Annotated in this window: 21 protein-coding genes and 1 riboswitch; of the genes, 15 read left to right on the forward strand and 6 right to left on the reverse strand. The window is 72.0% G+C overall.

The window, feature by feature from the left end:
* Positions 1-19 precede the first annotated feature (19 nt).
* The gene (gene gcvH, locus ACWD12_RS35745) at positions 20-403 is read right to left on the reverse strand and encodes a glycine cleavage system protein GcvH (RefSeq protein WP_358349868.1); all 384 of its coding nucleotides are present in this window, start codon (positions 401-403) and stop codon (positions 20-22) included.
* A 141-nt stretch (positions 404-544) separates the two neighbouring features.
* Positions 545-1,702 (reverse strand): glycine cleavage system aminomethyltransferase GcvT, encoded by a 1,158-nt coding sequence (gene gcvT / locus ACWD12_RS35750; protein ID WP_450103090.1) that lies wholly within the window; start codon positions 1,700-1,702, stop codon positions 545-547.
* Positions 1,703-2,028: 326 nt separating this feature from the next.
* Positions 2,029-2,144, reverse strand: a riboswitch (glycine riboswitch).
* A 148-nt stretch (positions 2,145-2,292) separates the two neighbouring features.
* On the opposite strand from gcvT, the gene ACWD12_RS35755 reads away from it, so the two are divergent.
* From ACWD12_RS35755 to ACWD12_RS35770, 4 genes are all read left to right on the forward strand, one after another.
* On the forward strand, positions 2,293-2,721 hold the full coding sequence (locus ACWD12_RS35755) for an OsmC family protein (RefSeq protein WP_358349863.1): 429 nt from the start codon (positions 2,293-2,295) through the stop codon (positions 2,719-2,721).
* 183 nt (positions 2,722-2,904) lie between these two features.
* Entirely contained in the window at positions 2,905-3,627 is a 723-nt protein-coding gene (locus tag ACWD12_RS35760; protein ID WP_358349861.1) for an enhanced serine sensitivity protein SseB, read from the forward strand.
* A gap of 120 nt (positions 3,628-3,747) precedes the next feature.
* Positions 3,748-4,455: an enhanced serine sensitivity protein SseB C-terminal domain-containing protein gene (locus tag ACWD12_RS35765; protein WP_358349858.1), complete on the forward strand. Its 708-nt coding sequence runs from the start codon at positions 3,748-3,750 to the stop codon at positions 4,453-4,455.
* Between the two features lie 26 nt (positions 4,456-4,481).
* Positions 4,482-4,967: a PH domain-containing protein gene (locus ACWD12_RS35770; RefSeq protein ID WP_358349855.1), complete on the forward strand. Its 486-nt coding sequence runs from the start codon at positions 4,482-4,484 to the stop codon at positions 4,965-4,967.
* A gap of 13 nt (positions 4,968-4,980) precedes the next feature.
* On the opposite strand, the gene ACWD12_RS35775 is transcribed toward ACWD12_RS35770, so the two are convergent.
* Positions 4,981-6,498: a DUF885 family protein gene (locus ACWD12_RS35775; protein ID WP_450103091.1), complete on the reverse strand. Its 1,518-nt coding sequence runs from the start codon at positions 6,496-6,498 to the stop codon at positions 4,981-4,983.
* Positions 6,499-6,548: 50 nt separating this feature from the next.
* Between ACWD12_RS35775 and ACWD12_RS35780 the strand changes: the two genes are divergently transcribed.
* The 4 genes from ACWD12_RS35780 to ACWD12_RS35795 all read left to right on the forward strand — a co-directional run bounded on the left by ACWD12_RS35780 (position 6,549) and on the right by ACWD12_RS35795 (position 11,247).
* Positions 6,549-7,223, forward strand: a complete 675-nt coding sequence (locus tag ACWD12_RS35780) for a trimeric intracellular cation channel family protein (protein WP_358349849.1) — start codon at positions 6,549-6,551, stop codon at positions 7,221-7,223.
* A 368-nt stretch (positions 7,224-7,591) separates the two neighbouring features.
* Positions 7,592-8,779 carry a cysteine desulfurase family protein gene (locus tag ACWD12_RS35785; RefSeq protein WP_450103092.1) on the forward strand — a complete coding sequence of 396 codons (1,188 nt, stop codon included), beginning with the start codon at positions 7,592-7,594 and terminating at the stop codon, positions 8,777-8,779.
* 144 nt (positions 8,780-8,923) lie between these two features.
* Positions 8,924-10,063, forward strand: a complete 1,140-nt coding sequence (mnmA, locus tag ACWD12_RS35790; protein WP_358349982.1) for a tRNA 2-thiouridine(34) synthase MnmA — start codon at positions 8,924-8,926, stop codon at positions 10,061-10,063.
* A gap of 257 nt (positions 10,064-10,320) precedes the next feature.
* Positions 10,321-11,247, forward strand: a complete 927-nt coding sequence (locus tag ACWD12_RS35795; protein ID WP_358349844.1) for an alpha/beta hydrolase — start codon at positions 10,321-10,323, stop codon at positions 11,245-11,247.
* A gap of 57 nt (positions 11,248-11,304) precedes the next feature.
* Here ACWD12_RS35795 and ACWD12_RS35800 read toward each other — a convergent pair whose 3' ends face one another.
* Positions 11,305-12,498 (reverse strand): glycosyltransferase, encoded by a 1,194-nt coding sequence (locus tag ACWD12_RS35800; protein WP_450103093.1) that lies wholly within the window; start codon positions 12,496-12,498, stop codon positions 11,305-11,307.
* A 101-nt stretch (positions 12,499-12,599) separates the two neighbouring features.
* Here ACWD12_RS35800 and ACWD12_RS35805 point away from each other — a divergent pair, with 101 nt between their 5' ends.
* Positions 12,600-13,688, forward strand: coding sequence for an NAD-dependent epimerase/dehydratase family protein (locus tag ACWD12_RS35805; protein WP_450103094.1), 1,089 nt, complete (start codon positions 12,600-12,602; stop codon positions 13,686-13,688).
* Here ACWD12_RS35805 and ACWD12_RS35810 read toward each other — a convergent pair.
* Positions 13,647-14,642 (reverse strand): phosphotransferase, encoded by a 996-nt coding sequence (locus ACWD12_RS35810; RefSeq protein WP_450103095.1) that lies wholly within the window; start codon positions 14,640-14,642, stop codon positions 13,647-13,649. The two genes, ACWD12_RS35805 and ACWD12_RS35810, sit on opposite strands and share 42 nt — an antisense overlap.
* Before the next feature lie 5 nt (positions 14,643-14,647).
* The gene (locus ACWD12_RS35815; RefSeq protein ID WP_450103096.1) at positions 14,648-17,290 is read right to left on the reverse strand and encodes a hypothetical protein; all 2,643 of its coding nucleotides are present in this window, start codon (positions 17,288-17,290) and stop codon (positions 14,648-14,650) included.
* A gap of 150 nt (positions 17,291-17,440) precedes the next feature.
* Here ACWD12_RS35815 and ACWD12_RS35820 point away from each other — a divergent pair, with 150 nt between their 5' ends.
* The 6 genes from ACWD12_RS35820 (at position 17,441) to gatA (ending at position 26,948) form a co-directional block, all read left to right on the forward strand.
* Positions 17,441-18,751: a glycosyltransferase family 4 protein gene (locus tag ACWD12_RS35820; protein ID WP_450103097.1), complete on the forward strand. Its 1,311-nt coding sequence runs from the start codon at positions 17,441-17,443 to the stop codon at positions 18,749-18,751.
* Positions 18,752-18,953: 202 nt separating this feature from the next.
* The gene (locus ACWD12_RS35825; RefSeq protein WP_358349828.1) at positions 18,954-20,039 is read left to right on the forward strand and encodes a methionine synthase; all 1,086 of its coding nucleotides are present in this window, start codon (positions 18,954-18,956) and stop codon (positions 20,037-20,039) included.
* Positions 20,040-20,109: 70 nt separating this feature from the next.
* On the forward strand, positions 20,110-22,356 hold the full coding sequence (ligA, locus tag ACWD12_RS35830) for an NAD-dependent DNA ligase LigA (protein ID WP_450103098.1): 2,247 nt from the start codon (positions 20,110-20,112) through the stop codon (positions 22,354-22,356).
* A gap of 335 nt (positions 22,357-22,691) precedes the next feature.
* Positions 22,692-25,001, forward strand: a complete 2,310-nt coding sequence (locus ACWD12_RS35835; protein ID WP_450103099.1) for an EAL domain-containing protein — start codon at positions 22,692-22,694, stop codon at positions 24,999-25,001.
* Between the two features lie 151 nt (positions 25,002-25,152).
* Positions 25,153-25,452, forward strand: a complete 300-nt coding sequence (gene gatC / locus ACWD12_RS35840) for an Asp-tRNA(Asn)/Glu-tRNA(Gln) amidotransferase subunit GatC (protein WP_235052788.1) — start codon at positions 25,153-25,155, stop codon at positions 25,450-25,452.
* Positions 25,453-25,454: 2 nt separating this feature from the next.
* Positions 25,455-26,948, forward strand: a complete 1,494-nt coding sequence (gatA, locus tag ACWD12_RS35845) for an Asp-tRNA(Asn)/Glu-tRNA(Gln) amidotransferase subunit GatA (protein WP_450103100.1) — start codon at positions 25,455-25,457, stop codon at positions 26,946-26,948.
* The last annotated feature ends 14 nt before the right edge of the window (positions 26,949-26,962 follow it).

The following is a 26,962-nucleotide window of genomic DNA, read 5'->3' on the forward strand; positions in this document are numbered from 1 at the left end:
TCAGCTCCTCGATCGGGGCTCAGGCGCCGGTGAAGGCGTTGTACTCGGCTTCGGACATCAGGCCGCCGACCTCGGCGGCCGGGGTGTCGAGTTGCACCTTGACGAGCCAGCCCTCGCCGTACGGGTCGGAATTGACCAGGCTCGGGTCCTCGACGACCGCGGCGTTGACCTCGACGACCTCGCCGTCGGCGGGGGCGAAGATGTCGCTCACGGACTTCGTCGACTCGAGTTCGCCGCAGGGCTCGCCCGCGGTCACCCGCGCGCCGACCTCGGGGAGCTGAACGAAGACCACGTCACCGAGGGCGTCGGCGGCGTGCTTCGAGATGCCGATGACGGCCGGGTTCCCGTCCGTCGTCAGCCACTCGTGGTCCTTGCTGTAGAGCAGGTTCTGGGGTGCGCTCACGGGTCCATTCTCCATTCATTGCGAGGGTCGCTGATCCGCAGGGGGTTCTTGCCGGTGTTTGGCGCGTTTTGTCATCGCCCGAATCACCCGAATCATCCGGGTGAGGGCAAGGGCAAGCCGTGTCCGAGGCCGGCGGGCAGGCTACTGCCGCTTGTAGAAGGGCAGTGCCACGACCTCGACGGGTTCGGCGGTCCCACGGATGTCGATCGCGAGCCGGGTGCCCGGCTCGGCGTGCTCGAGAGGTACGTACGCCATCGCGATCGGCGCACCCAGGGTGGGCGACGGGGCACCGGAGGTGACCTCGCCGACCGGCTGCTTCGTGGCCGGGTCGAGTACGGCGTACCCGGCGCGCGGCACGCGCCGCCCCGGCGACCGCAGGCCGACGAGCGTCGCGCGCGGCCCTTCCTTCTCCCGGGCCGCGAGCGCGTCGCGGCCGACGAAGTCCTCGGGCTTGTCGAGGCGTACGACGCGGCCGAGGTTGGCCTCGTACGGCGTCACCGACGTCGTGAGCTCGTGCCCGTACAGCGGCATGCCGGCCTCCAGGCGCAGCGTGTCGCGGCAGGACAGGCCGGCGGGGATCATGCCGTGCTCGGTGCCGACCTCGGCCAGCGACGTCCACAGGCGCTTGGCGTCGTCGGGCGCGCAGAACAGCTCGAAGCCGTCCTCGCCGGTGTAGCCGGTGCGGGCGAGCAGGACGTCGACGCCGGCGACCACCGCGCGGTCCGCGGCGTAGTACTTGACCTGCGCGAGATCGAGGTCGGTGAGCGGCGCGAGGATCGCGACGGCGTGCGGCCCCTGGACGGCCAGCAGCGCGTAGTCCGCCGAGCGGTCCGTGACGACCGCGTCGAACCCGGCGGCCCGGGCGGTGAGTTCGGCGGCCACGAGGGGCGCGTTCGAGGCGTTGGCGACGACGAGGTACTCCGTCTCACCGGTGCGGTAGACGATCAGGTCGTCGAGGATGCCGCCGTCGGCGTCGCAGATCATCGTGTACCGGGCGCGGTCGACACCGATCTTCGAGATGAAGCCGACCAGGGCGTGGTCGAGCGCGCGGGCGGCCTCGGGGCCGGTCACGGCGATCTCGCCCATGTGGGTCAGATCGAAGAGCCCGGCGGCCTCGCGTACCGCGCGGTGTTCGGCGCTCTCGCTGCCGTAGCGCAGCGGCATGCGCCAGCCGGCGAAGTCGGTCATCGTCGCGCCGAGTGCGTCGTGGACGGCGTCGAGCGGCGTGCGGCGTTCCTGCGCGCGCTCCTCGGCGCGTCCTTCGGGGCGTTCTTCGTGGGCGGCCTGATTGGACGTCATCGGCTGGACTCCTCGCGGGTGTGATGGTCCCGAACGCCATGATTTCGTACCGGTTCGTCCGAAGTCGTGTGCACGCGCGGGCGCACGGCAGCGGGTACGCGGCAGCGCACAGGGTGGGGTGAACGGTCCAACAGGGGGCTCCCTCGGCGGTGTGCGGTGCGCACTGCTGTACGCCGCACCAGCGGGTGGGTCGCCTCCCCCTCTGTCATGGACCTGAGAGCTTCACGCGCGGTCGCGCCTCCCGCGGAAGTGATCGCGGGCGCGGACGGCGGCTTGCACCGTGGGTGAGTCCCGCCGTACGGCACGGGACTGCTTTCCAGAGTCGCCTCACCCGCGCGGTACTTGGGCCTGAGAGTTTCCGGGGGAGGAATTGCTCCTTCGGCGCCCCGCCACCGGCCGCCGCAAGGGCGCAGGTGAAAGAGGGCTCTCCCGCGTGGGGTCGAGGGCCGGTGTGAAGTTGTGCGCGCATGCTATCGGTATCGGGCGTGGGTGGTGCGGGGCGTGTCGGAGGATTCTCCAATGAGCCTGCCGACCCCGGCATTGCTAGCGTGGGCGGCGTCCAACCACCGTACGTACAGGGAGGTTCGCCCATGGCGACCACGCGCACTGCCACGACCCACTGGAAGGGCGCGCTGATCGGCGGCGCCGGAACCGTGTCGCTCGACTCGTCCGGCGTGGGGACGTACGACGTCTCGTGGCCCTCGCGCGCGGAGGCGGCCAACGGCAAGACCAGCCCCGAGGAACTCATCGCCGCCGCGCACTCCTCGTGCTACTCGATGGCTCTGTCGCACGGGCTCGCGGGCGCCGGCACGCCGCCGGAGTCGGTCGACACCGAGGCGAACGTGACGTTCCAGCCGGGCGAGGGCATCACCGGGATCGTGCTCAAGGTGCAGGCGCGCGTACCGGGCCTGTCCGAGGAGGACTTCCAGGCCGCGGCGCAGAACGCCAAGGAGAACTGCCCGGTCAGCAAGGCGCTCGCCGGTGCGCCGATCACGCTTGAGGCAACGCTGCTTTCGTAGCGTTCCCCGGCGGCAACGCGTCGGCCCGAGGGATCGGCCTGAGCATCGGGCCTGAACAGTCGGCCTGAACAGTCGGCCCGAGCCGTCGGACGACTCGGCGGGGCTTCGCAATCGTGCGGGGTCCCGCCGTTTTCGTGTCCTGGCACGGCCTAGGCTGGCGATTGATCCGATCGCACTCAGGAGGTGGCCGTGGCCTTCCCGGCGAACCACGTCGAACGCTGCCTCGTGGCCGCGATGCAGGACCCGTCGCGCACCGGTGAGCTGATCGACGCGCTGGCGGAGGCCGAGGTGTGGGTGCCGCTGCCCGCCGGAGGCGGCCCGCACGACGCCGAACTGACGCTGCCCACCACGGAGATAGCCGGAGCGCCGTTCGTCCCGGTGTTCAGCTCGGAGGAGCAGTTCCGCCGCGTCGCGGGGCCGATGGCGTTCACCGTCGCGCCGGTACGCGAGTTCGCGCGCGGCCTGCCGCCGCATGTGGGCATGGCCGTGAACCCCGGCGGCGAGGTGGGCATCCCGATTCCGCCGGACGGCGTGCTGGAACTCGCGCGCGTGCCGGGCGCGGGCGCGACGGGTGCGCGCGTCACGCTGATCGAGCCGGCGCCGGAGGAGGAGCCGTACGTCCTGCTCGCGGCCGCGGCCGAGGAGTTCGCCGCGACGCACGTCGTGCTGACCGCCCGGCGCGCCCTCGGATTCGTCGAGAGCGACGCGCCGTCCCTGTTCATCGGCGTCGAACTGGACCGTTGGCAAGAGGAGGACCGCCGCATGGCGATCGGCGCGCTGGAACGCGCGGTCGGCCGGGCGGGTACGCCGTGGCCGGTCAACCTCGTGCTGATCGATCTGGCGCAGGACCCGGTGGGGGACTGGATGCTGGAGTCCGTGCGCCCCTTCTACGAACGCCCCTTTTAGCAGACACGACCTGGTCCGGGATTCGCCCTCGCGCGCTCGTCACGGTCGTACGGGGCGGTGGGCGCCGGGGTCTCCGGCCTACCATGAGCACGTCGTCACGCAGCGCAAGGGGAGGGCATCGTGACGTTTACCGGTAACCCCGGCAACGAGGTCGAGCACGCTCTGCGGCAGGTCGCGCCGCAGGACTACGAGGCGTACGAGCGGCTGTTGGAATGCCTTGCCCGCGGCCACGTCTGGATGCTCCTGTGGCAGGGCGAACCGGGCAGCCCCGACGCGCAATACGGGAACATGGAGGTGCACGGGTCGCGCTACGCCCCGGCGTTCACCTCCGAGGGCCAACTGCACGAGAGCCGCTGGGACCGGGGCTGGGAGGTGCACGCGGTCCGGGAGATAGCCGCGACCTTGTATCCCGACCAGTGGGGCCTGTGGCTCAACCCGCACATGCAAGGCGGCGGGGTCGGGGTGCCGTACCTGGATCTGCGGCGCATCGTGGGGGGGCTCGACAAGCTCATGCCCGGGCCGGTGCGCGTCGGCGAACCGGCGCTCGACGACTCGGCGTTCTGGGCGGTCCTCACGGCCGAGCTCGGGGCCTCCGGCGTCGTACGCGCCGCGCACCGCGCCTACGTGGAGCCGGCGCTCGGAGCGCCGCGCATCGTGATAGGGACCCGTCTCGCGGACAACGACCCCGCGACCGTCGACCGCATGAAGCAGGCCATGGCCCGTGCCGCGGGCATGCTGCAGGGCATCGACATCTCCTCGGTCGCACTCGACGATCCGTACGATCCCGTCGCAAAGTGGATGCGAGAGCAGACCCGGTCTTTCCTGTGAGGTAACGGTTCTGACAAGGTTCCCGCATGCATGAGATCCGGATGGTCCTCGGCCTGAGGCAACGCTTCATGTGGCTTGTGCTGGGGATCGTCTTCGCCCTGCTGGGCGTCTACATGCTGATCATCGAGGAGAGCTACTTCTTCCTGGTCCTGGCCGTGCTGCAGGTCGCGTTGTTCTTCTGGAGTGCGCGCTTCTCCACCGTGGTGCACGCCGACGGGCTGACCGCGGTCGGTCTCCGCACGCGACGGCTCGCGTGGCAGGACATCGCCAATGTCGAGGCCAAATCGCTGCTCGGTACGCGCGGCGTACGCCTGACCCTGGTCAGCGGGCGCCGGGTACGCCTCCATGTGCCCGCCACCGGTGGCGGCGCGAACGACCCCGATTTCGACGTCAAGCTCGCCACCATCTCGCAGTGGTGGGCGGTCGCGACCGGCCGCATGGCCCCCGAGCAGCAGCAGGCCGGCCTCGCGCGGTACGCGGGGCAGCCGCCGACGGGCTACCCGGGCCGCTGACCGTGACGGGGCGTCAGCCCCGTTCGACCGCCGTGCCGATCAGGCCCAGGGGAGGGCTGCCCAGGTCGAGCAGCGCGGTGTGGAAGCGCTCCAGCGTGAAGCCGGCGCCCCACGTCGACCGGGCGTTCTCGCGCAGGTCCTGGAGGGCCAGCTTGCCCCACGTGTAGCAGCCGTAGTTCGGGTCGAACGTGCCGCGCCGCGCCTCGCTCGCGGCACCCGCGCGGGCGACGTACGCATCCGCCATGAAGCGCCGCGTGGCCTCCTCGACGTCCATCGCGCCGGTGTGCAGCCCGATCGCCGCCGCCAGGCGCGTCACGCGGAGCAGCGCCTCCAGGCACATGCCGATCGCATAGCGCGGGTCGTCCGCGCGGAAGCCCTCTTCCAGGCACACTTCCTCGATGTAGTGCGCCCAGCCCTCGGCGAACGACGACGAGTGCAACACCCGGCGTACGTCCGACGGCGCGCGCCGCAGCGCACGCCCGTGCGCGAAGTGCCCGGGCGCCACTTCGTGCACCGTGATGGCCGGGAGCGTGGTGCGGCTGAAGATCGTCAGCCACTCCTCGATCTCCTCGGCGGGCCAGGACGGGTCCGGCGGGGTCACGAAGTACCAGGACGGCGCCTCGGCTTCGCCCGGCGCGTTCCACGACATCATCGCCATGGCCCAGCGCATGGACTCCGGCGCCGGCCCCACCTCGCACACGCCGTCGAGGTAGGGCGCGAGCTTCTTCGCGCGGCTGAACTCGATGACCTCGGCCGTCTGCGCCCGCGCCTCCGCCAGAATGCCGTCGGCGTCCGGGTGGTCGGCGAGCAGCGCCGGGACCAGTTCCGCGGGCGTGCGGGAGGGGTCGTACGCCCTGCACGCCTCGGCCAACATGCCGCGCAGCCGGTCGCGTTCCGCGTCCGCGCGCTCCGCGAGCCGGCCGAGGTCGACCGTCAGCGCCTCGCCCGACCCCATCAGCCGCGCGAGCGCCGCGCCGCCGAGGGCCGGGTCGGGGTCGCCGTGCTCGGCGGCGCGCTCCAGGTGGGCGACGAGGCGTTCGAGTGCGGCGAGCGCGCGCGTACCGTTCTCGCCGTCGTCGGGACGGATGGCCGCGGCCTGCCCGCGCGCGGCGCCGAGCGTCGCCTTCGCGACCGGAGCCGATACGCGGTCGAGGGACTCCAAGGCCATGTCGACCGCGTCGGGCCACTGGGCGACGTGGCGCGTACGAGCCTCGGCGCGCTCCGCCTCGGGCGCGTATTCCTTGTCATAGAAAGCCAGTTCGAGGTTTTCGAGATGCGGGACCGGATTGCGGCGGTGCAGTTCGAGGTCGCCGTATGCCACGCGCGTGTGGTCCTCGAACGCCGACAGATGCGCCTCGTCGTGCGGATCCTCGCGCGTCACGCCCTCGGCGCCCCCGCCCAGGGCGGCCAGCCCGGCACGCACGCCGTCGGGGGAGAGGTCCTGGATTCTGCCGTCGTATTCGTGCAGGCCGGCCCCCTCGCGGGCGGCGGTCATGGTCAGGTCGCAGAGCGCGCGAAGTCGGGCATCCATGCCCGTGAGGCTACCTGGGGCACAAGATCGGACAAGGCACAATTTCCGGCATGCCGCCACAGGAGATCCAGGAGATCTACAGCCACAACGTCCAGCAGGTCCTCGATCTCACCGGCATCTTCGTCTTCGCGGTCGCGGGCGCGCTCATGGCGGTGCGCAAGAACTTCGACGTGATCGGGATCGTGCTGCTCGCCGAAGTGACGGCGCTCGGCGGCGGTGTCATCCGCGACCTGATCATCGGCGACGTGCCGCCGGCCGCGTTCGACGACCTGGGCTACTTCAGCACCCCGCTGTTCGCCGCGGGCCTGGTCTTCTTCCTGCACCCGCAGGTCGAGCGGATCAGCCGCACGATCGACATCTTCGACGCGGCGGGCCTGGGGCTGTTCTGCGTGACCGGTACGGCCAAGGCGTTCGCGTACGGGCTCGGGCCGGTGCAGGCCACCGCGCTCGGCATCACGACGGCGGTCGGCGGCGGCGCGATCCGCGACGTGCTGGCCCGCGAGGTGCCGGTGCTGCTGCGCTGGGACCGGGAGATCTACACCGTTCCGGCGCTGGTGGGTGCGGCACTGGTCGCGGTCTTGGTGGAGACCGGGAATTTCAACGCGTACACGGCGACGGCAGCGGCGGTGTTCGCGTTCGCGTTCCGGGTGCTCGCGCTGCACAAGGGGTGGCGTGCGCCGCGCGCCTGGCGGCGCAACTCCGAGGTGCGCGGGGACTTCGACTGACGGCTTCGACTGACGGCTTCGGCCGAGGGCTTTCGACTGGGGCTCTCGGCCCGGGCCTTTCGCTCGGGGGCGCTCGTCCGTGGTGTCCGTCGCTCCGACGCGTACCCCAAATGCCCTACCCGGCGTTGCACCTGGCGTGTGGGAGATCCAGCAACCCCTGACGTACGACCGTGGTGGCCCGCCGCCCCCTTCCGAGGGCTTCCTCGTACCGCGCTGGCGGTCGCTGCGCGCGACGGTCGGCCGGGCTCTCGGCAGGGCCGTCGACACGCTGCTGACCGGTGGGCCCCGGTACGGCAGACCGTGCCGGGCGCCAACCTGCCGGGCGCCCCGAGAGCCGCGCGGCGCCCGCGACTAGACTTCGTTCTGCGATGGCCTACTTCGATCATGCGGCGACGACTCCGATGCGCCCCGAAGCGGTCCGGGCCATGACCGGGCAGCTCACCGTCCTCGGCAACCCGTCGTCCCTGCACGCCTCGGGCCGCCGCGCGCGGCGTGTCGTCGAGGAGTCCCGGGAGATCCTCGCGGAGGCGATCGGCGCCCGGCCCAGCGAGATCGTCTACACCGCGGGCGGCACCGAGGCCGACAACCTCGCGGTCAAGGGCATCTACTGGTCGCGCGTCTCGGCGTCCCCGGCCCGCCGCCGCATCCTGGCGTCGCCGGTCGAGCACCACGCCGTCGTCGACCCCATCGTGTGGCTCACCGAGCACGAAGGCGCCGAGGTCGAGTGGCTCGACGTCGACGCGGACGGGCGGGTACGCCCCGAGGTGCTGCGCGCGGCGCTCACCCGCGACCCCGACACCGTCGCCCTGGTCAGCGTCATGTGGGCGAACAACGAGGTCGGCACCGTGCAGCCGGTCGCCGAGCTGGTCGCGGTCGCCCACGAGTTCGGGGTGCCGGTGCACGCGGACGCGGTGCAGGCGGTCGGGCAGCTCCACGTCGACTTCACCGCGTCGGGGCTGGACGCCATGACGGTGTCGGGCCACAAACTCGGCGGACCCCTCGGATGCGGGGCGCTCGTGCTCGGGCGGCACATGTCGCCGCTGCCGCTGCTGCACGGCGGCGGGCAGGAGCGCGATGTCCGGTCCGGCACGCTCGACACCCCGTCGATCGCGGCGTTCGCGGCCGCCGCGGAGATCGCGGTGCGCGAGCAGCCCGAGTACGCGGTGCGCGTGGGCGCGCTGCGCGACGATCTGGTCCGCCGCGTTCTGGCGGAGATCCCGGACGCCGAGCTCAACGGCGACGCGCGTCTGGAGCCCGCGTACCGGCTGCCGGGCAACGCGCACTTCTCCTTCCCCGGCTGCGAGGGCGACTCCCTGCTCCTGCTGCTGGACGCCCGGGGCATCGAGTGCTCGACCGGCTCGGCGTGCTCGGCGGGGGTCGCGCAGCCCAGCCACGTACTGCTGGCGATGGGCGCCGACGCGGCCCGTGCCCGGGGCTCGCTGCGGTTCAGCCTCGGGCACACGTCGACGGCGGGGGAGATCGACGAGCTGGTCGACGCCATCGCCCCGGTGGTGGCGCGGGCCCGTAAGGCCGGGCTGACGACGCAGCGCCGCTGAATCGTGTCGCCGCGCCCGGTCCCGTACGGGTGTCCGGAACGCGCGAAAACCGGGGCGAGGCCGGGGCTGCGCACCCCGTACCCTGGTTGGGCCATGACTGATCACGTCACTCCCCAGCCCCCTGCCGTCTGCGAGCCCGTGCCGATGCTCCCCGAGCCGGACGAGTCGGCCGTCTTCGCGCGCGTGCCCGAGGACGGGCGCCCGCTGCGGGTGCTTGCCGCGATGTCCGGGGGCGTGGACTCCGCCGTCGCCGCGGCGCGTGCGCACGAGGCGGGGCACGACGTGACGGGCGTGCACCTGGCGCTGTCGGAGAACCCCAAGTCCTTCCGCACCGGCGCGCGCGGCTGCTGCACGCTCGAGGACGCGCGGGACGCCCGGCGCGCCGCGGACGTCATCGGCATCCCCTTCTACGTGTGGGACCTCGCCGAGCGCTTCCGCGAGGACGTGATCGAGGACTTCTTCGCCGAGTACGAGGCGGGGCGTACCCCCAACCCGTGCCTGCGCTGCAACGAGAAGATCAAGTTCGCGGCACTGCTCGACCGCGCGCTGGCACTCGGCTTCGACGCGGTCTGCACGGGCCACTACGCGGTGATCGTCGACGGCCCGGCCGGCCGCGAGCTGCACCGGTCCGCGGACCACGGCAAGGACCAGTCGTACGTGCTCGGCGTCCTCGACGAGGACCAGCTCGCGCACGCCCTCTTCCCGCTCGGCATGGACACCAAGGACGCGGTCCGGGCCGAGGCCGAGCGCCGCGGCCTCGCCGTCGCCCGCAAGCCGGACAGCCACGACATCTGCTTCATCGCGGACGGCGACACCCAGGCGTTCCTGGCGACGCGGCTCGGGCGTACGCCCGGGGACATCGTGGACGCCGACGGGGCGAAGCTGGGCGAGCACGACGGGGCGTACGCGTACACCGTCGGCCAGCGCAAGGGCCTGCGCATCGGCACCCCCGCGTCGGACGGCAAGCCCCGCTACGTCCTCGACATCTCGCCGGTGACCAACACCGTCACCGTCGGCCCCGCCGAGGCACTCAACGTCGACGGCCTCACCGGCATCCGCCCGCGCTGGTGCGGCCCCGCGCCCAGCGGCACGCTGGAGTGCACCGCGCAGGTGCGGGCACACGGCGACGAGCACCCGGCGGTCGCCGAGATCGACGGCGACACCGTGCGCGTACGCCTGCTGGAGCCCATGCGTGGCGTCGCCCGCGGCCAGGCGGTCGTGCTGTACGACGGGACGCGCGTCGTCGGCTCGGCCACCATCGACGGCACCTCGCGCGTCGCCTGACCACCGCCGATCCGGAGTTGGCAGTGACCCTCGGACCGGTGCTCCGCCGGTCTTCCTTCCGTCCGTCCGGCTCGCCTCAGCCCTCCCCGCGGGGCGTCCGTGCAACGGCCGCAATCTCCCGTTACTGAGAAGGCAACTTCGGTGACTGGCTGGGTAAGAGTAGGTAGCGAAACGACTTTCCGGCCCGCGGTCCCCGCGCAGACCGGGGCATTTCGCGACGAGCACTCTTCGGGACCCGGGGGCTTGGGAGGGGAGCGATGGCCGCAATCGTGCTGGTGCACGGGATCGCACAGGAGTTCAGGTCGGCCCGCAGCCTGGAGGACGAGTGGCTGCCCCGGCTGGCCCGCGGCGTCAAAGCCGCCGGCTACCCGGAGACCGCGGACCGGCTGTGGAAGTACCGCCACACCCGTCGCGGCATCGACGCACGCATGGCGTTCTACGGCGATGTCATGCGCCGTCATCCGTCGCAGCCCGACGCCCCCGACGTCGACGACCTGCGGCACGAGATGGCGGACCGGATAGGCCGCGAATGGCTCGACCGGGCCGCCGCCCGCAGCTCCGCGCCGCCCGAGCGGCAGCGGGCCGCGCGCGAGATAGCCCGCCTCGAAGGGGGTCCCGACCAGACCGGGCGTACCGTCGTCCTGTCCCCGACCTGCGGACTCTCCGGCCTCAAGTGGTTCGCCGCGGACGGTCCCGGATCCGCGGGCGGCTTCGTCACCAAGGCCCTGGCCCAACTCACCCGCTACCTCACCGACGACACCACCCGCGCCCGGGTCCTCGACCGCGTCGCCGCCGACATCGGCTTCGACACCCGCGTGGTGATCGGCCACTCCCTCGGCGCGGTCGTCGCGTACGAGGTCGCCCACCGCCTGCGCCGCCCGCTCCCCCTCCTGATCACCCTCGGCTCGCCGCTCGGCCCCGACACCGTGATCGACGACTGGGTCCGCCCGCAGCCCGCCCAACCGCCCGCGTACGTCGAGCGCTGGATCAACCTCGCCGACCGCGACGACCTCATCGCCGCCGAGCCCGTCCTGGCCCGCCTCTTCCCGTCCCGCCAGTCCGACGGCGGCCCCGAACTCCGCAGCGGCTTCACCCTCGAACACGGCGCGGCACCGCACAACCCCGACTTCTACCTCATGCGCCGGGAAATCGGCCGCAGCATAGGCCAAGCCTTCGCCGCCTGACCCCACCGTCCCACCACCTCCCAAGAAGGGCCCGTACCAACCCCGGTACGGGCCCGGTCATGCGGTGACGGCCGCGCGATAGCAGGCGATCAGCGTGTCCGCGTGGTTGCTCCAGCGGCGTTCGCAGATCCGCGCCGACCTGCGGATCCGGAGGGCGGGCGGATCAGGCGTGGACACCACGCGGTCGATGGCGGCCGCCACCGAGGCGGTGCATTCGGCATGAACGAACTCCGCTGAGTCTCCCAGGACTTCACGTAGTGTCGGGATGTCGCTTGCAACGACGCGCGCACCGGCCGCGAGTGCCTCCAGCGGCGGGAATCCGTACCCTTCGTGCGACGCGAGGTGTACGAGGGCGATCGCCCGTGCGTACAGAGCGGCCAGCAGCGCGTCGTCGACGGTGTCCAAAAGCATCACCCGGTGAGCGCACGGGTGTTCACGCAGTTGTTCCGCACCCGCCGAACCGGGGACGAAGTCGCGCCCGACCAGCACGAGCGGCACGCCCGCACGGTAGGCATCCGACGCGGCATAGGCGTCGACGAGCGCGCCGACGCGCTTGTGCACGCGCGCCTGGCCTACGTACAGCAGGAACCCGCGGTCGAGGTCGTCGGGTTCGCGTGGAAGGTGGTCCACTCCCCAGGGGCTCACCGCCAGCGGCGCGCCGGCGTCGACGAATTCGGCGAACTGGCCGAGCACGACCTGTGTCGGGACGACGATGCGGGCGGCGCGGCTCGCGGTGAGGCGCATCATCCGCGCATAGAACTCCCGGTGCCGGGGGGCGTTGGCAGTGTCGAAGCCGGGATGCGGGGTCAGTTCCCTCAGATCCTCGACGGCGACGCCCAGCGCCTCGAACGCCCGCGTTCCGAACCGTGCCGTGAATTGCCGGTCCGTGTAACAGAGTTCCGGATCGACCAAGCGCACGACGTCGTGCGCCGACACGATCACCGGGGCGGTCAGTCCGCGCCAGGGCATCCGATAGTCGAGGACGTGCACGAGATCGGCTCCCACACGGTCCGCCGCGGCGGCGAGTTCGTCGCCTTCGGCCCGGCTGTAGCGTCCCGTTCCCGTAGGGCCGAGCACCTCAACCCGCACGCTCAAGGCGTCGTCGGCGTCTGCGTGTACGCCTGCGTCTGCCGTCGTCATCGTTTCCGCCCGCGCACGCAGCGCCGCGACCGTCTGCCGCGTGTAGCGCCCGATGCCGTCCGGCCCGTCGATCCTGCCGTCGACCAGCACGGTGATGCCGCGATCAGCCACAGGTCCCCGCAGGTGTCGTCGATGATCGTACGAAGTGTCGTGCGTTGAAGCAGAGTTGGAAGTCTTCGATTACCCGGGGGCGATCCGTACCATGCCACCGCATGGGACGCCTGCGGAGCGGGACCGACAGCCGTGCGGCGGATCGTCCCGTCCTCGTCACCGGGGGCGCCGGGTTTCTCGGGGTGCGAGTGGTCGCCTTGTTGAGGTCGGCAGGGCATCCCGTCGCGGTGGTCGACAACGGCAGCGGGGGGACGAGCCATCGCCTCGCGCGGTTCGCGGAAGACCCGGGCGTGCGCCGCCACGACATCGACATATGCCACCCGACCGCCGTCGCCGACGCCTGCGCGGCGGAGCGTCCCTGGGCGGTCGTCCATCTGGCGGCGCGCCATTTCCTGCCAAGCTGCGAGGGCGACGTACGGGAGACACAGCACGTCAACGTCGGCGGCACGGGGCGCCTGCTGGCCGCGTGGCGGGCGCACACGCCCGTGCGGTTCGTGTTCGCGTCGACGGCTGACGTGTACGCCCCGTCCAGCGGGGCGAGCGCCGAGCGCTCCGCCGTTTCCCCGCGCACGGCGTACGGTCGCGGCAAGCTCGCCGGCGAGCACATGGTGCGCCGAGCCGGGGCCGTGCGGGGGGTCGGTGTCGTCGTCGTGCGTCCGTTCAACCTCTACGGTCCCGAACCGACCACACCGCACCTGATCCCCGAGATCTGTCGGCAAATGGCCCGCGGGGACCGTCTGCGGCTCGGCGACCTGACCACCGTCCGCGACTACCTGCACGCCGACGACGCGGCCTCCGCGCTGGTCCGACTCCTGAACGGCACGGCGTCCGGTACGTGGAACCTGGGAACCGGTCGGGGCACGAGCGGGCACGGACTTCTTGCGCTGGCGGGGGAGTTGAGTGGGCGCGAACTGACCGCCGACCTGGACCCGTCCAAGGTACGGGCCAACGAGCGCGCCCACCTGGTGGCAGACACCACCCGGCTGCGACGCACCTTGCCGGACTTCCGACCCACCACGCTGCGCGAAGGGTTGCGACGCGTCTTGGACCTCCCACAGACGTCGTCGGTCACGCCAGAACCGGTCGACTCAGAACCGGTTGGCTCAGATCGGCTCGACTCAGATCGGATTGGCTCAGAACCGGTCGGTTCAGAACGTGCCGACCTCGGCGCCGTCGCCCCCGGAGCCTGAGCCCGCGACGGCGAGGTCCAGCAGCTCGGGGCGGCGGGAGCGAAGCCATGCGCCGAGCCGTCTCTCGGCCGATGTATCCCCGAGGCGCCGCATGTCCGCGAGCCGACGGGTCACGAGCAAGGGCAGCAGGCGATGCAGGAGTTCACGGTCGGCGGTGCTCGCCGCGTATCCCGCGCCCGCGGCGTCGACCGATCCGCCGAGTCCGAGGTCGACGGCCACGGCCCAGCCCAGACACAACATCGACGGGGCGACGCGTACGGCGCCCGGGTCCAGCACGGCGGTCACGTCGGCACCCTGGAACAGCACGTTGTGGCCGACCGCGGCGTCCCCGTGCACTGCGGCCATCTCCGTGCCCCGGCACGCCGCGTCGAGCTCGGCGGCCAGTTGCTTTGCCGCGCCCGGCGCGCGCGCCCGGATCTCGCCGAAGAACAGTCCGGCCATGCCCGGGTCGTCCAGTCGAGGGCCGAGCGCCGCGTCGCCGTACGTATGCCATCTGCGGAGCACACGCGCCAACGCACGCTGCCGGCTCGGGAGCAGCTCGGGCACGTGGGCGCCGCGGTCGCCGTGTTCGCCCCGGGCCCGCTCCAGAACCGTCCACCACACCGACACGCCGTCCTTGTCGACCGTGCCGTGGTCCAGAAGCGCGGGTGCCGGTACGTCCGCGACGCGTCGTAGATCGTCGAACTCCAGGAGAACGTCGAGGCGTTCGTGGACCCGCCGCTGCACCTTGGCCACGGTCGCCGCACCGGCCACGACGCGCTCCATGCCGCGCGGTTGCCCGGCGTTCCCGTCGAAGCGCGGACTTGCCAGGGCTTGGCGCATGGCCTCCTGGCACAGCACGGGGTCCAGTTCGTCCGTCGGCAGGACCGCGCCGTCGTCGCCGACGTCCAGTCGTCGGCACCGCGGCACGTCATCGCGGCGCGTCGTGTGGGCGGGTGGGGATGCATGGCTCATGGCGGTCACACGCTGCCAGGGACGAGCGCCTGGAGTGGTGCCATCCACTTCGCGCGGGCCGTGTCCACCTGGTCGTACCAACCGATCGAGGCGAAGTCGTACAGCGCGGGTTCGCCGAGCCATTGCGCGGTGACCGCGGCCCAGACGGGCGGCGCCAGACGTTCGCCGTGCGCGTCCGCCGCGAGCCGGGCGGCGGCCGCCCGGGCCTCGTCCCGCCGCCCGCCCGCCAGGTGGACCAGCGTGCCGACGGCATCCACCGGCAGCAGTTGCCCGACCACGCCGGACTCCATGGTGAGTTGGGCGGCGTGGGCGAGCATACGGAGCGCCTCGGCGTCGTCGCCCAGGGCCACGGACGCCAGCGCGGCCGCGAGGTCGCACTGCGCCGAGCCGATCACGTCGCCGAGCGACTGGTTGAGGTCGCGGGCGTCGGGGAGCAGCGCCAAAGCACGGTGCGGCTCGGTCCACATCGTCGCCAGCGCGAGATGCCGGGCGGCACGTGCCGCCCACAGCGGTGCGCCGGAGGCCCGCGCGTGCGCGAGCGTACGCTCGAAGAGGTCGGCCGAGACCGCGAAATCGCCGCCGTGCAGCCGGACATGGCCGAGCAGGTCCTGAGTCCGCGCGACCTCCAACGGCTGGTCCGGGTCCTCGCGTACGAGCCCGAGCACGTCCGCGAGGCGGCTGCGCCGCAGCGCCACGCCCGCACTGCCCCATACGCCCGCCTCGCGCAACGGGGACTCGGCCGTCGCCAGCGCACCGAAGTGCTGCGCCCCCTCGTCGTTGTTCCCGGTCGACTGGGTGAGCGCGCCCAGCTCGTAGGACACGTAGTCGTCGTACGGATGCTCGCGCACCGGCGACGCCAGGGCACGCATCGACTGGTACCGGTGCCGTGCGTCCACGCCGGCCGTGGCGCCCAGCCTTGCGGCCTCGACGAGCCGCTGCAGCGGCGGCGGGCAGCCGTCGGCGGACGGCAGGGCGGCGAGGACCTGCCAGTGCCCGAGTTGGCTGGCCGTGTACGTGAGGGCGTCCAGTCGCCGCGGCGTCACCCGGCGCTCCACGGCGGCCTGGACGACCAGCAGCAGCGCGGCGACCGCGGCCTGGCTGCGCTGCGTGGCGGTGACGGAGTCGGCGGCGTCCGCGTTCCACACCTGGAGCCCGATCCCGGTCACATGCCCCGTCGCGAGTTCGAAGCGCCGGCTGCGTTCGCTGTCCGTCCATCCGTCGTCGGTGTACATGTCGCAGGTGTTGACGCTGTTCCGCAGGTTTTCGTGCAGGCGGCAGGACGGCCAGGTGGCCTCGCTGCGGCGGACGAAACTCATGGACAGGAACCGCTCGATCGCGGCGCCGCCCGTCCCCGGGAGGATCGCCGCCAGGGAGTCCGCATCGAACGCCCCGAGCAGGGACGCCGCCCGCAGGAGATCGCGCTCGTCCGCGGTGAGGTCGCGCATGATGCGCAGGACCAGGTCCGGCAGGGGGCCGCCGAACTGGTCGGCCGTGGGCTGCTCGCCCCGAGCCACGGCGTTGCGGTACTGCCCGACCGAGAGCTCCAGGTAGAGCGGTGAGCCGCCGGACGCCTCCGAGATGCGCCGGCGGATCGCCTCGTCGATCGCGGGCGTACCGTCCGCCGCGGTCAGCCGCGTGCGCAGGAACAGGTCCGCGTGGTCCGACGGCAGCCCCGGAAGGGCGTGCTGGTCGCCGGCTCCGTGCCTGCCCGCCAGGCGCGGCCAGCGCAGTTCCCCGCCGTACGTCAGCGTCACCGCCCGGACCGGGTCGTGCCACCGCAACGGACGCCGGCCGGCGACCAGGAACAGCACATTCGGCATCAGGTACACGGTCCGCGCGACGAGGTCTTCGAGGAAGCCGGCCTCTCGGGGCTGGGCCTGCACGGTCTCGAAGGTGTCGAGGACGCACACCGCGACCGCGCCGTGCGCCCGCCGGATGTGCTCGATGTCCCAGGCCAGCAGGATCGGCAGGTAGCCGACCATGCGGTCGGGGTCGTTCTCCTGCAGGATCACCTCGAAAGGCGGGAACTCATGGCGCAGGCGGCGCACGACCGCGGCCTCGGATATCCGCCGCGCCAGCCCGGAGACCATCCGGTAGCCCGCGCCGACCGCCCCGGCGCTGCCCAGGACGTCGTCCAGCGTCGCGACGATCTGACCGCCCGCGTTCTCCCTGTCGTTGCTGTCCAGGAATGTGCTGCGGCCGATGAAGTCGCCCAGGGCGACGCCGGGGTGCTTGAGCTCCCAGTAGACCGCGAGGGCGGTGTCGAACGCCGGGAACCGTCTGCCCAGGCGCCCGACGGAGGCCCGCAGCCTCAACAGCACCGTCTCGAAGCCGAGGTTCGTGATGTCGGCGAAGTCGACACATGCGACCACGCGGCGTTCGGGTAACACGCGCCGGTCGGCGGTGGTGAGGGTGGTGGCGAACCGCTGGGTGAGCGTGCTCTTGCCGATGCCGCCGTCGCCGTGCAGGACGACGACGTTGTGTGCGGCGCGCTGGAAGTCGGTGAACTCCGCGGCGGACCATCGCTGCGCCGCGTGGTTCTCGGTGTGGCGCATCAGAAGGTCGAGGAAGTCCTCCCGGTTCGCGAAGATCTCGTTTCGGTTGAAAGGGCCGCCGGTACCGAAGGAGAAGTAATCGTCGAGGTCCACCTGTCCATGACATCACGCTTGACCATCCGATCAGTAGGGAACAGTCACGTTCGGTCGCGCGCGGCGATCCGTCGCGCGAACCCGTCCATGGGGCAAGGCTGTTCATCGGGAGCCGGGTGATGGATCCCGAACCGCACGGGGAGGCGGGCCATGCGTTCGGTCGTCGTCGACATCAGGGCCAACCAGCGCACGGGTGTTGCCCGCTACGGCCTTTCCTTGCTGCGCGCGCTCGCCGAACGAGCGGGCTCGGTGTCGGACATGGGGTTCCGCGCGATCGCGGATGCGCACCAAGAACAGGACGTACGCCGGGCGTTGGCGGGGACGGCCGTCGAAGTGGCGTTCGCCCCCGAACCTGACGGGTTCGTGCGTCGGAGCCCCTGGCTGCGTGAGCTTCTGGCGGCGGACGCGGTCGACCTGTACTTCACGACGCACTACACCGTGGACCGACAGTGCCCCGTGCCGTTCGTCGCCACGACGCATGATCTGTCGCGCTTGCGGTTCCCCGAGCACGCGTACAGCGAGGAGAGCTTCACGCGCTACTTCGGTGCCGACGAATGGGCCTGTCTACAAGGCGAGCTGGCAGCCCTAGCGGCCTGGGACCACGACCGGGACGACCCGCGGGCCAACGTGTTCCAGCGCTACTTCCGTGCCCTCAACCGCCACCAGGTCGCCCACGCGCGGGGCTTCGTCACCGTCTCCGAGGCGACGCGCGGTGACATGTTGCGGTTGCTCGGGGTTCCGGCGGGGCGGGTCGATGTGGTGCCTTGTGGTGTGGACACGGACCTGTTCCGGCCGCGGCGGGTGGTGGCGCCTGCGGTGCCGTACTGCTTGTTCGTGGGGCTGGCGGGGCCCACCAAGCGGTTCTCGTGGCTGCTGGAGACGTGGTTGCGCGGGGCCGGGCGGCGGGGGGAGGGGGAGTTGGTGGTAGTCGGCGGGTATGCGGAACAGCGGCCTGAGGTACAGGAGTTGTTGGCCGCGCATGCGGACGTCGCGCGGACCGTACGCTTCACCGGGCGCGTCACCGACGACGAGCTGGCCGTGCTCTATTCGGGCGCGGCGGCGCTGGTGGTGGCGTCGGTCAACGAGGGCAACCACCTGGGCCCGCTGGAGGCCCTCGCGTGCGGGTGCGAGGTGATCTGCACCGACATCCCGCCGCTACGCGAGACCGTCGACGGGCACGCGCACTTTTACGGGGTGGACGACCGCCCGGCACTCGACGGGCTGATCCGCCGGGCCATGTCGGGCGGGTTGGCGCGCAAGGCGGCGGGGTTCCGGGTACCGGTGTGGTCGGAGTCGGCCGGGCTCCTGGTCGACGCGCTGCGTCGCGCACTCGCGACGGCGAGGACCGCGGACGGTGTCGACACGGACCGGGGCCGCGGCGAGGAATCGCAGCGGGTCCGGTGGGGTGAGGGCGGTTCAGATCAGGCGGGTGCCGATTCGGTGGCCGCGGGCGGCGAGTGACCGCGGCGCGCCGAGGGCGCCGGTTTCCGACACCGGCACCGCGGTCGGTCCGCCGGTCGTCAAGGTGGCCACGATGTCGCCGAATCCGTCGCCGGTCGCCCCGTGGGTCCAGTTGACATTCGCGGCGGACCATACAGGCCTCCGGCGACATCCGGGCAAGTGATTTGTCGGGCGGGGTGGCGGTGATCAGTACGCTCGGCCCGTGACGACCAGCAGCGAGAAGACGTATCCGTGGAAGCCCGGTAGTGCGACGGGTGTCGGGTCCTTGCCGGGGGAGGACGTGCGGGAGGCCGTGCGCCTGGTGGTGGGGGAGCTGGGCGGGTTCCCGCATCTGCCGGAGTTGCCGGGGCGGGGGGTGGGGGCGGATCTGACCGGGCGGGGGGCCGGGTTGCTGGTGGACCTGTTCGCGGAGGTGCAGCCTTCCGGGTGGCGGTTCACCGACCGGCCCGGGCGGGACCACCGGCGGGCGGCGGCGTGGCTGCGGGAGGACCTGGACGCGCTGGAGGAGTTCACGCAGGGGTACGCGGGGCCGCTGAAGGTGCAGGTGGCCGGGCCGTGGACGCTGGCGGCGACGATCGAACTGGGCCACGGCGACAAGGCGCTGGCCGATCCGGGGGCGTGCCGGGACCTGACGGAGTCGCTCGCCGAGGGTTTGCGCGGGCATGTCGCGGAGCTGCGCAGGCGGATTCCGGGCGCGGAGTTGGTGGTGCAGTTCGACGAGCCCGCGTTGCCCGGGGTCCTGGCCGGCACGGTGCCGACCGCCAGCGGGTTCGGAAGGCTGCGCGCGGTGGACAAGGCGGTGGTGCGGGAGCGGCTGCGTACCGTCGTCGGCGCGGTCGGGGGGCCTGCGGTGGTGCACAGTTGTGCGCCCGGGGTGCCGATCGGGTTGCTGCGGGAGGCGGGGGTCGCGGGGGTTTCGCTGGACTTCTCGATGCTGCGCGCCCGCGACGAGGAGGAGTTGGGGGAGGCGGTCGAGGCGGGCGTCGGGTTCCTGTTCGGAGTCGTTCCGTCACTGCCCCCCGAAGAGCCCTCCAACCGGGTGGCCAATCGCGCCACGACCAGGGGAAACACCGGCGCGGGAGCTCGTCCGCTGTCGGACCCGGCCGGTACCGTCAGGGGTGTCAAGACGTTGTGGAGCCGGCTCGGCTTCCGCCCGGAGCTCCTGGGTGCGGCCGCGGTCGTCACTCCGACCTGCGGTCTCGCCGGAGCCGATCCGGTGTGGGTGCGCAGGGCGCTCAAGCACTGCGTCGAGGCCGCCCAGGTGCTGTACGAGGCACCCGAGGGATGAGGTAGAACGTAGCGGACATTTCCGTGGTGACCCCGCGAACCGGACACCGGTACTTCTGGAGGCTGACGACGTGGCTGATCTGACCGGCGCCGAAGGTATCCCCGCCGAGGTACGCGAGCGGGCCGTCGCACTGGCCAAGGAGCTCGAGGAGCACCGGTTCCGGTACTACGTCAAGGACGCGCCGACCGTCAGCGACGCCGAGTTCGACACCCTCATGCGCGAGCTGGAGGGCATCGAGGAGGAGTACCCGGCGCTGCGTACGCCGGACTCCCCGACGCAGACCGTCGGCGGCGCACCGGCCGGCGACGCGGTCAAGGTCGACCACCTGGAGCGCATGCTCAGCCTCGACAACGCGATGAACGAGGACCAGCTCGACGAGTGGATCGAGCGCCTGCGCAAGGACATCGCGGGCGCGGACCTGCACTTCCTGTGCGAGCTGAAGGTCGACGGCGCCGCGGTCAATCTGCTGTACGAGAACGGCGAGCTGGTCCGCGCGCTCACCCGCGGCGACGGCCGCACCGGCGAGGACATCACCGCCAACGTGCGCACGATCGACGAGATCCCGACCCGGCTGCGCGACGACGGCGGCCACGACGTCCCCGAGCTGGTCGAGATCCGCGGCGAGGTCTTCTTCCCGATCGAGAAGTTCGACGACCTGAACGCGCGCCGGGTGGCCGCGGGCCAGGACCCGTTCGCCAACCCGCGCAACGCGGCCGCCGGGTCGATGCGCATGAAGGACGCCCGGGTCGTCGCCCAGATGCCGCTGCACATGGTGGTGCACGGTATCGGCGCGCGGCGGGGCTTCGACATCGACTGCCAGTCGCACGCGTACGACAAGCTGCGCGCCTGGGGCCTGCCCACCGCCAGGCACAACAAGGTCGTCGACACTCCCGAGCAGGTCAAGGAGTTCATCCGCCACTTCGGCGAGCACCGCAACTCGGTCGAGCACGAGATCGACGGCGTGGTGGTCAAGGTCGACGAGATCCCGCTGCAGGGGCGGCTCGGCGCGACGTCGAAGGCGCCGCGCTGGGCGATCGCGTTCAAGTATCCGCCGCAGGAGGTCAACACCAAGCTCCTGGACATCAAGGTGAATGTCGGGCGCACCGGCCGGGTCACGCCGTACGCCGTCATGGAGCCGGTCAAGGTGGCGGGCTCCACGGTCGCGTACGCGACGCTGCACAACCAGGAAGTGGTCAAGGCCAAGGGCGTGCTGATCGGCGACACCGTCGTGCTGCGCAAGGCCGGCGACGTCATCCCGGAGATCCTGAGCGCGGTCGCCGAACTGCGGGACGGCACCGAGCGCGAGTTCTCCATGCCGACGCACTGCCCGGAGTGCGGCACGGAGTTGCGCCCGATGAAGGAGGGCGACGTCGACGTACGCTGCCCGAACGCCCGCTCCTGCCCCGCCCAGCTCCGCGAGCGCGTCTACCACCTCGCCGGCCGCAGGGCGCTGGACATCGACGGGCTCGGGTACGTCGCCGCCACCGCGCTCACGCAGCCCCTGGAGCCGGCCGAGCCGCCGCTGCGCGACGAGGGCGACCTGTTCAGCCTGACGGTGGAGCAGCTTCTGCCCATCAAGGTGCTGGTGCGCGACCAGCGGACGGGCATGCCGAAGGTCGACGACGAGACCGGCGAGCACAAGGTCATGTCGTTCTTCGCGAACCAGCAGGGCGAGGCGAAGAAGACCGTCGAGGTGCTGCTCGCGGGCCTGGAGGCGGCGAAGCGGCAGCCGTTGTGGCGCATCCTGACCGCATTGTCGATCCGGCACGTCAGCGACACCACGGCCCGCGCGATCACCGGTGAGTTCCGCGACCTGGACCGGCTGATGAACGCGAGCGTCGAGGAGATCGCGGCGGCCGAGGGGGTCGGCCCGATCATCGCCGAGTCGATCGTCGAGTGGTTCGCGGAGGACTGGCACCGCGAGATCGTGGAGAAGTGGCGGGCCGCGGGCGTGCGTTTCGTCGAGGAGGGCGGGGCCGAGAAGGCCACCGGCGTGCTCACCGGGCTCACCACCGTGGTCACCGGCACCTTGGCGGGCTACACGCGCGACGGCGCGAAGGAGGCGCTGGAGGCCGCGGGCGCGAAGGTGACCGGCTCGGTGTCGAAGAAGACCGACTTCGTGATCGTCGGCGACAACCCCGGGTCGAAGTACGACAAGGCGGTCTCACTCGGCCTCACCGTCCTCGACGACGAGGGTTTCGCGGTCCTGCTCGCCGACGGGCCGGACGCCGCCCGCGAGTGGTTCGCTGCCCGCTCGGGGGGCGCGGAGGCGGAAGAGGCGGGGGAAACGAAGGAAGCGGAGCAGACCGCACAATAGCGGCCACATCCCGAGCCGTCCGCGAGGCCGGATGCCGCACCCGAGTCGTACGGCACCGCATACCCGGCATCACACAGCGTGCGGACCCGCCGGTCGACGGCGCCTGACGTGCAGTCAGGCGCCGTACCTGGCAAGGTGACCGGAAGAGAACCTTCCGATTCGACCTTGGCGATAAAGCTCCCCAGCAAACGCAACGCGTCCTACCCTGATCGGGAACCCGGTTCGCGCCGGGCTTGCCGCCCGGTCGCGGAACGTCTTGCGTACCCCTTGCCGCGGCCGGGCAGTCCGGCCCGCCGGACGGGGAACCGCCCGGAAGAGCCGCAGGGAGCATGTGCATGCGTCGGATCGGACGAACAGATCTGTCGCGAGTCGCGCGCCCTGGCCAGTTCGTCGCCAACACCGTCATCGTCGGCGGTGTCGGGAACCTCGTGCTCCTCATCTCGGTCGCCCGGGTGGTCGCGGGCGGCGACTCGCTCTTCCCGCCGAGCGAGGCCGGCATCTGGATCATGCTGGCGCTGGTGGTCCTCGACGGCGTCCACACCGGCATCACCCGCCGCGGCCTGTACGTGCCCGGCGCCATGGCCTCGGTGGCCATCTCGTACGGCCTGCTCATCGTGCACGGCTGGGTCCTCGCCTCGCTCGTGCAGGCCGTCCCCGTCCTCATCTCGTGTGCCGCGCGCCGCGATTCGACCTGGCGCGTCGCGTACATCATCGGCCACTACGTCCTCGCGTTCCTGGCCGCCGACATTGTGTTGCAACTGTGCGGGGTACGCCCGGAACGCGCCCAGACGCGCGAACTCGCCGCCGCCGACCTGCCCGCGGTTTTGGTCGCCGGCGTCGCCATGGTCTGCGTTTCGCAGTGCATCGGCTGGCTGCTGCGCGCGAGTTGGCGCGGTGTCAGCCCCCGGTCGCTGGCCGGGGAGGAGATCCGCTCGCGCTGCGTCGCGCACGGCGCGCTCATCGTGCTCGCCCCGCTCATCGCCATCGTCGCGCACGCGAACCCGTGGGCGCTGCCGCTGTTCGCGGTCCCCCTCTACAGCATCCACCAGACCACACGCGTCACCTTCGACCGCGAACAAGAGGTACGCCACGACGCGTTGACCGGCCTCCCCAACCGCCGCCTCCTCCTCGAACACGGCGACCGGGCGCTGCGCAAGAGCGGCGGCACCGGCCGGGTCGCCCTGTTCCTGCTCGACCTGCACCGCTTCCACGAGGTCAACGACACGCTCGGGCACCTCGCCGGCGACCGCCTGCTGCACCAGGTCGGGCAGCGGCTGCTGGGGGTGGTCGGCGGCGACGACACCGTGGCCCGGCTCGGCGGCGACGAGTTCGCCGTACTCATGCCGGACCTCGGCGAACCCGGCGGCCGGGACCCCCTCGCGAGTTCGGCCGCCGCCGAGAAGCTCGCGCTGTCGCTGGCCCGGCAGGTCGTCGAGGTGCTGGGCGAGCCGTTCGAACTGGACGACCTCTCACTCGACATCGAGGTCAGCGTCGGCGTGGCGGTCTTCCCGGACCACGCCGGCGACATGGCCGGACTGCTGCAATACGCCGACGTGGCCATGTACCTGGCCAAGCGCCTGCGCAGCGGCGTGGAACTGTACGACCCGGCGCGCGACGTCAACACGCGCGAGAAACTGCTGCTGCTCGGCGACCTGCGCCGCGCGCTCGACGTGCAGCAGGTGGAGCTGCACTACCAGCCCAAAGTGTCCTTCACGACCGGGCGCGTGGACGGCTGCGAGGCCCTGGTGCGCTGGTGCCACCCCGACCGCGGCTACATATCGCCCGAGGAGTTCGTCCACCTGGCCGAGGAGACCGGCCTGATGCCTCGTCTGACGCGCTACGTCGTCGACGAGGCATTGTCGCAAGTGGCCCGCTGGCACGAGCAGGGGATCGACGTACCGGTCGCGGTCAACGTGTCGGCGCGCGACATCCACGCGCCGGCGTTCGCCGACACGGTGGCGGCCGGGCTGCGCAGACACGGAGTGCCCGCGGCGGCACTGCACTTGGAGATCACCGAGCGCGTGCTGCTCGAAGAACCGCAGCGGGCCGCGGACAGCCTCGACGCGCTGCGGAAGCTCGGCGTCCGGCTGTCGCTGGACGACTTCGGCACCGGCTACTCGTCGTTCGTGCACCTGCGGCACATACCGGTCAGCGAGATCAAGATCGACCGCTCGTTCGTGGCCCGCCTCACCGTCGACGAGGAGGACGCCGCCATCGTGCGCTCCACGGTCGACCTGGCCCACTCGCTCGGCCTGCGCGTCGTCGCCGAAGGCGTCGAGGACGACGCCACCTGGGACCGCCTGCGCGACCTCGGCTGCGACAGCGCGCAGGGCTGGTTGATCGCCCGCGCCCTGCCGCGCGACGAGGCCACGGCGTGGCTGGTACGCCACGGCGTCGGCGCGCGGATGGCGCCGTCGCGCCGCGTACCCGACCTGCCGGCCGCCGTGCCGCCGCAGGCGTCCGCACCGCCGGCGGCCGTGCCGACCGTGCCGCAGCCGATCATGCCGCAGCCGAGCGGCCCGACCCTGCCGCAGCCGACCGTGCCGCAGGCCACCGTGCCGCCGCAGGCCACCGTGCCGCCGCCGGCCATGCCGCGAGCCGACCGCGCCCGGCCGCCGCACCGGCCGACCAGGGTCACCGGATAACCCGGCCGTACGCGCGGCGCTGTGCGCGGCTCTGTGCGCCACGTTGCACACGGCCGTGTGCCCGGCTATATGAGAGCGGTCGGGCGACCCGCGGCAACTAGGATGGCGTCGAACGTACCCATCCCCAGCCACCCCTAGAAGGAATCGCTGCATGCCTGGCATCACGCGCGAGGAGGTTGCCCACCTCGCCCGGCTGTCGCGGCTGGAGCTCGGGGCCGAGGAACTCGACCACCTCGCCACCCAGCTCGACGACATCATCGGCGCGGTCGCCCGCGTCGGCGAGGTCGCCGCCGACGACATCCCGCCGACGTCGCACCCGCTGCCGCTGACCAACGTCATGCGGCCCGACGAGATCCGGCCGGGGCTCACCCCCGAGCAGGCCCTCTCCGGTGCGCCGGCCGCCGAGGACCAGCGGTTCCGCGTGCCGCGGATCCTCGGGGAGGAGCAGTAGAAATGGCCGACCTGACCAGGCTCACCGCCGCCGAGACCGCCGCGCGGATCGCCGCCGGCGAGGTGTCCGCCGTCGAGGTCGCCCAGGCGCACCTCGACCGCATCACCGAGGTCGACGGCAAGGTGCACGCCTTCCTGCACGTCGACGCCGAGGGCGCGCTCAGCGCCGCCAAGGCGGTCGACGAGCGCCGCGCCAAGGGCGACGCGCTCGGCCCGCTGGCGGGCGTACCGCTCGCCCTCAAGGACGTCTTCACGACCCAGGGCGTGCCGACGACCTGCGGCTCGAAGATCCTCGAAGGCTGGCTGCCGCCGTACGACGCCACCGTGACGCGCCGCCTCAAGGAGGCCGGCGTCGTCATCCTCGGCAAGACCAACATGGACGAGTTCGCCATGGGGTCCTCGACCGAGAACTCGGCGTACGGTCCCACCGGCAACCCGTGGGACCTCACCCGCATCCCCGGCGGCTCCGGCGGCGGCAGCGCCGCGGCCCTCGCCGCGTTCGAGGCCCCGCTCGCGATCGGCACCGACACCGGCGGCTCGATCCGCCAGCCCGCGTCGGTCACCGGCACGGTCGGCGTCAAGCCGACGTACGGCGGCGTCTCGCGCTACGGCCTCGTCGCCTTCTCCTCGTCCCTCGACCAGGGCGGTCCGTGCGCGCGCACGGTGCTCGACGCGGCGCTGCTGCACGAGGCCATCGCCGGCCACGACCCGCGCGACTCGACGTCCATCGACGCGCCGGTGCCGGACGTCGTGGGCGCGGCCCGCAACGGCGACGTGCGCGGCATGCGCGTCGGCGTCGTCAAGGAGTTCGCCGGGCCGCAGTACCAGGCGGGTGTGTCGCAGCGCTTCGACGAGGCCGTCGAACTGCTGCGCGAACTGGGCGCCGAGGTAGTCGAGATCTCCTGCCCCAACTTCGACTACGCGATGCCCGCCTACTACCTGATCGCGCCCTCCGAGGCGTCGTCGAACCTCGCCCGCTTCGACGCGATGCGCTACGGCCTCCGTGTGGGTGACAACGGCGAGCGGTCGGCCGAGGAGGTCATGTCGCTGACCCGCGAGGCCGGCTTCGGACCGGAGGTCAAGCGCCGCATCATGCTCGGCACGTACGCCCTGTCGTCCGGTTACTACGACGCGTACTACGGGCAGGCGCAGAAGGTGCGCACCCTCATCGCCCGCGACTTCGACGCCGCGTTCGCCCAGGTCGACGTGCTGGTCTCGCCGACCACGCCGACCACCGCCTTCCCGATCGGCGAGCGCGCCGACGACCCGATGGCGATGTACCTGGCCGACCTCTGCACGATCCCGTCCAACATGGCCGGGAACGCCGCGATGTCGCTGCCGTGCGGGCTCGCACCCGAGGACGGCCTGCCGGTCGGCCTCCAGATCATCGCGCCGACGATGGCCGACGACCGGCTCTACCGGGTCGGTGCCGCGGTCGAGGCGGCGTACCTGGACCGCTGGGGCGGCCCGCTGCTCGACCGGGCCCCGGTCCTGTAGTCGGCCGCACGGCG

This window comes from Streptodolium elevatio (assembly GCF_053592165.1).

What these genes read in the sequence shown, in the direction of transcription:
- ACWD12_RS35805 (WP_450103094.1), top strand. Translation starts at nt 12,600, where the DNA reads ATGGGACGCCTGCGGAGCGGGACCGACAGCCGTGCGGCGGATCGTCCC.
- mnmA (WP_358349982.1), top strand. Translation starts at nt 8,924, where the DNA reads ATGCTCCCCGAGCCGGACGAGTCGGCCGTCTTCGCGCGCGTGCCCGAG.
- ACWD12_RS35770 (WP_358349855.1), top strand. Translation starts at nt 4,482, where the DNA reads ATGCATGAGATCCGGATGGTCCTCGGCCTGAGGCAACGCTTCATGTGG.
- ACWD12_RS35755 (WP_358349863.1), top strand. Translation starts at nt 2,293, where the DNA reads ATGGCGACCACGCGCACTGCCACGACCCACTGGAAGGGCGCGCTGATC.
- gcvT (WP_450103090.1), bottom strand. Translation starts at nt 1,702, where the DNA reads ATGACGTCCAATCAGGCCGCCCACGAAGAACGCCCCGAAGGACGCGCC.
- ACWD12_RS35775 (WP_450103091.1), bottom strand. Translation starts at nt 6,498, where the DNA reads ATGGATGCCCGACTTCGCGCGCTCTGCGACCTGACCATGACCGCCGCC.
- gatA (WP_450103100.1), top strand. Translation starts at nt 25,455, where the DNA reads ATGGCCGACCTGACCAGGCTCACCGCCGCCGAGACCGCCGCGCGGATC.
- ACWD12_RS35785 (WP_450103092.1), top strand. Translation starts at nt 7,592, where the DNA reads ATGGCCTACTTCGATCATGCGGCGACGACTCCGATGCGCCCCGAAGCG.
- ACWD12_RS35795 (WP_358349844.1), top strand. Translation starts at nt 10,321, where the DNA reads ATGGCCGCAATCGTGCTGGTGCACGGGATCGCACAGGAGTTCAGGTCG.
- gatC (WP_235052788.1), top strand. Translation starts at nt 25,153, where the DNA reads ATGCCTGGCATCACGCGCGAGGAGGTTGCCCACCTCGCCCGGCTGTCG.
- ACWD12_RS35780 (WP_358349849.1), top strand. Translation starts at nt 6,549, where the DNA reads ATGCCGCCACAGGAGATCCAGGAGATCTACAGCCACAACGTCCAGCAG.
- ACWD12_RS35810 (WP_450103095.1), bottom strand. Translation starts at nt 14,642, where the DNA reads ATGAGCCATGCATCCCCACCCGCCCACACGACGCGCCGCGATGACGTG.
- ACWD12_RS35835 (WP_450103099.1), top strand. Translation starts at nt 22,692, where the DNA reads ATGCGTCGGATCGGACGAACAGATCTGTCGCGAGTCGCGCGCCCTGGC.
- ACWD12_RS35820 (WP_450103097.1), top strand. Translation starts at nt 17,441, where the DNA reads ATGCGTTCGGTCGTCGTCGACATCAGGGCCAACCAGCGCACGGGTGTT.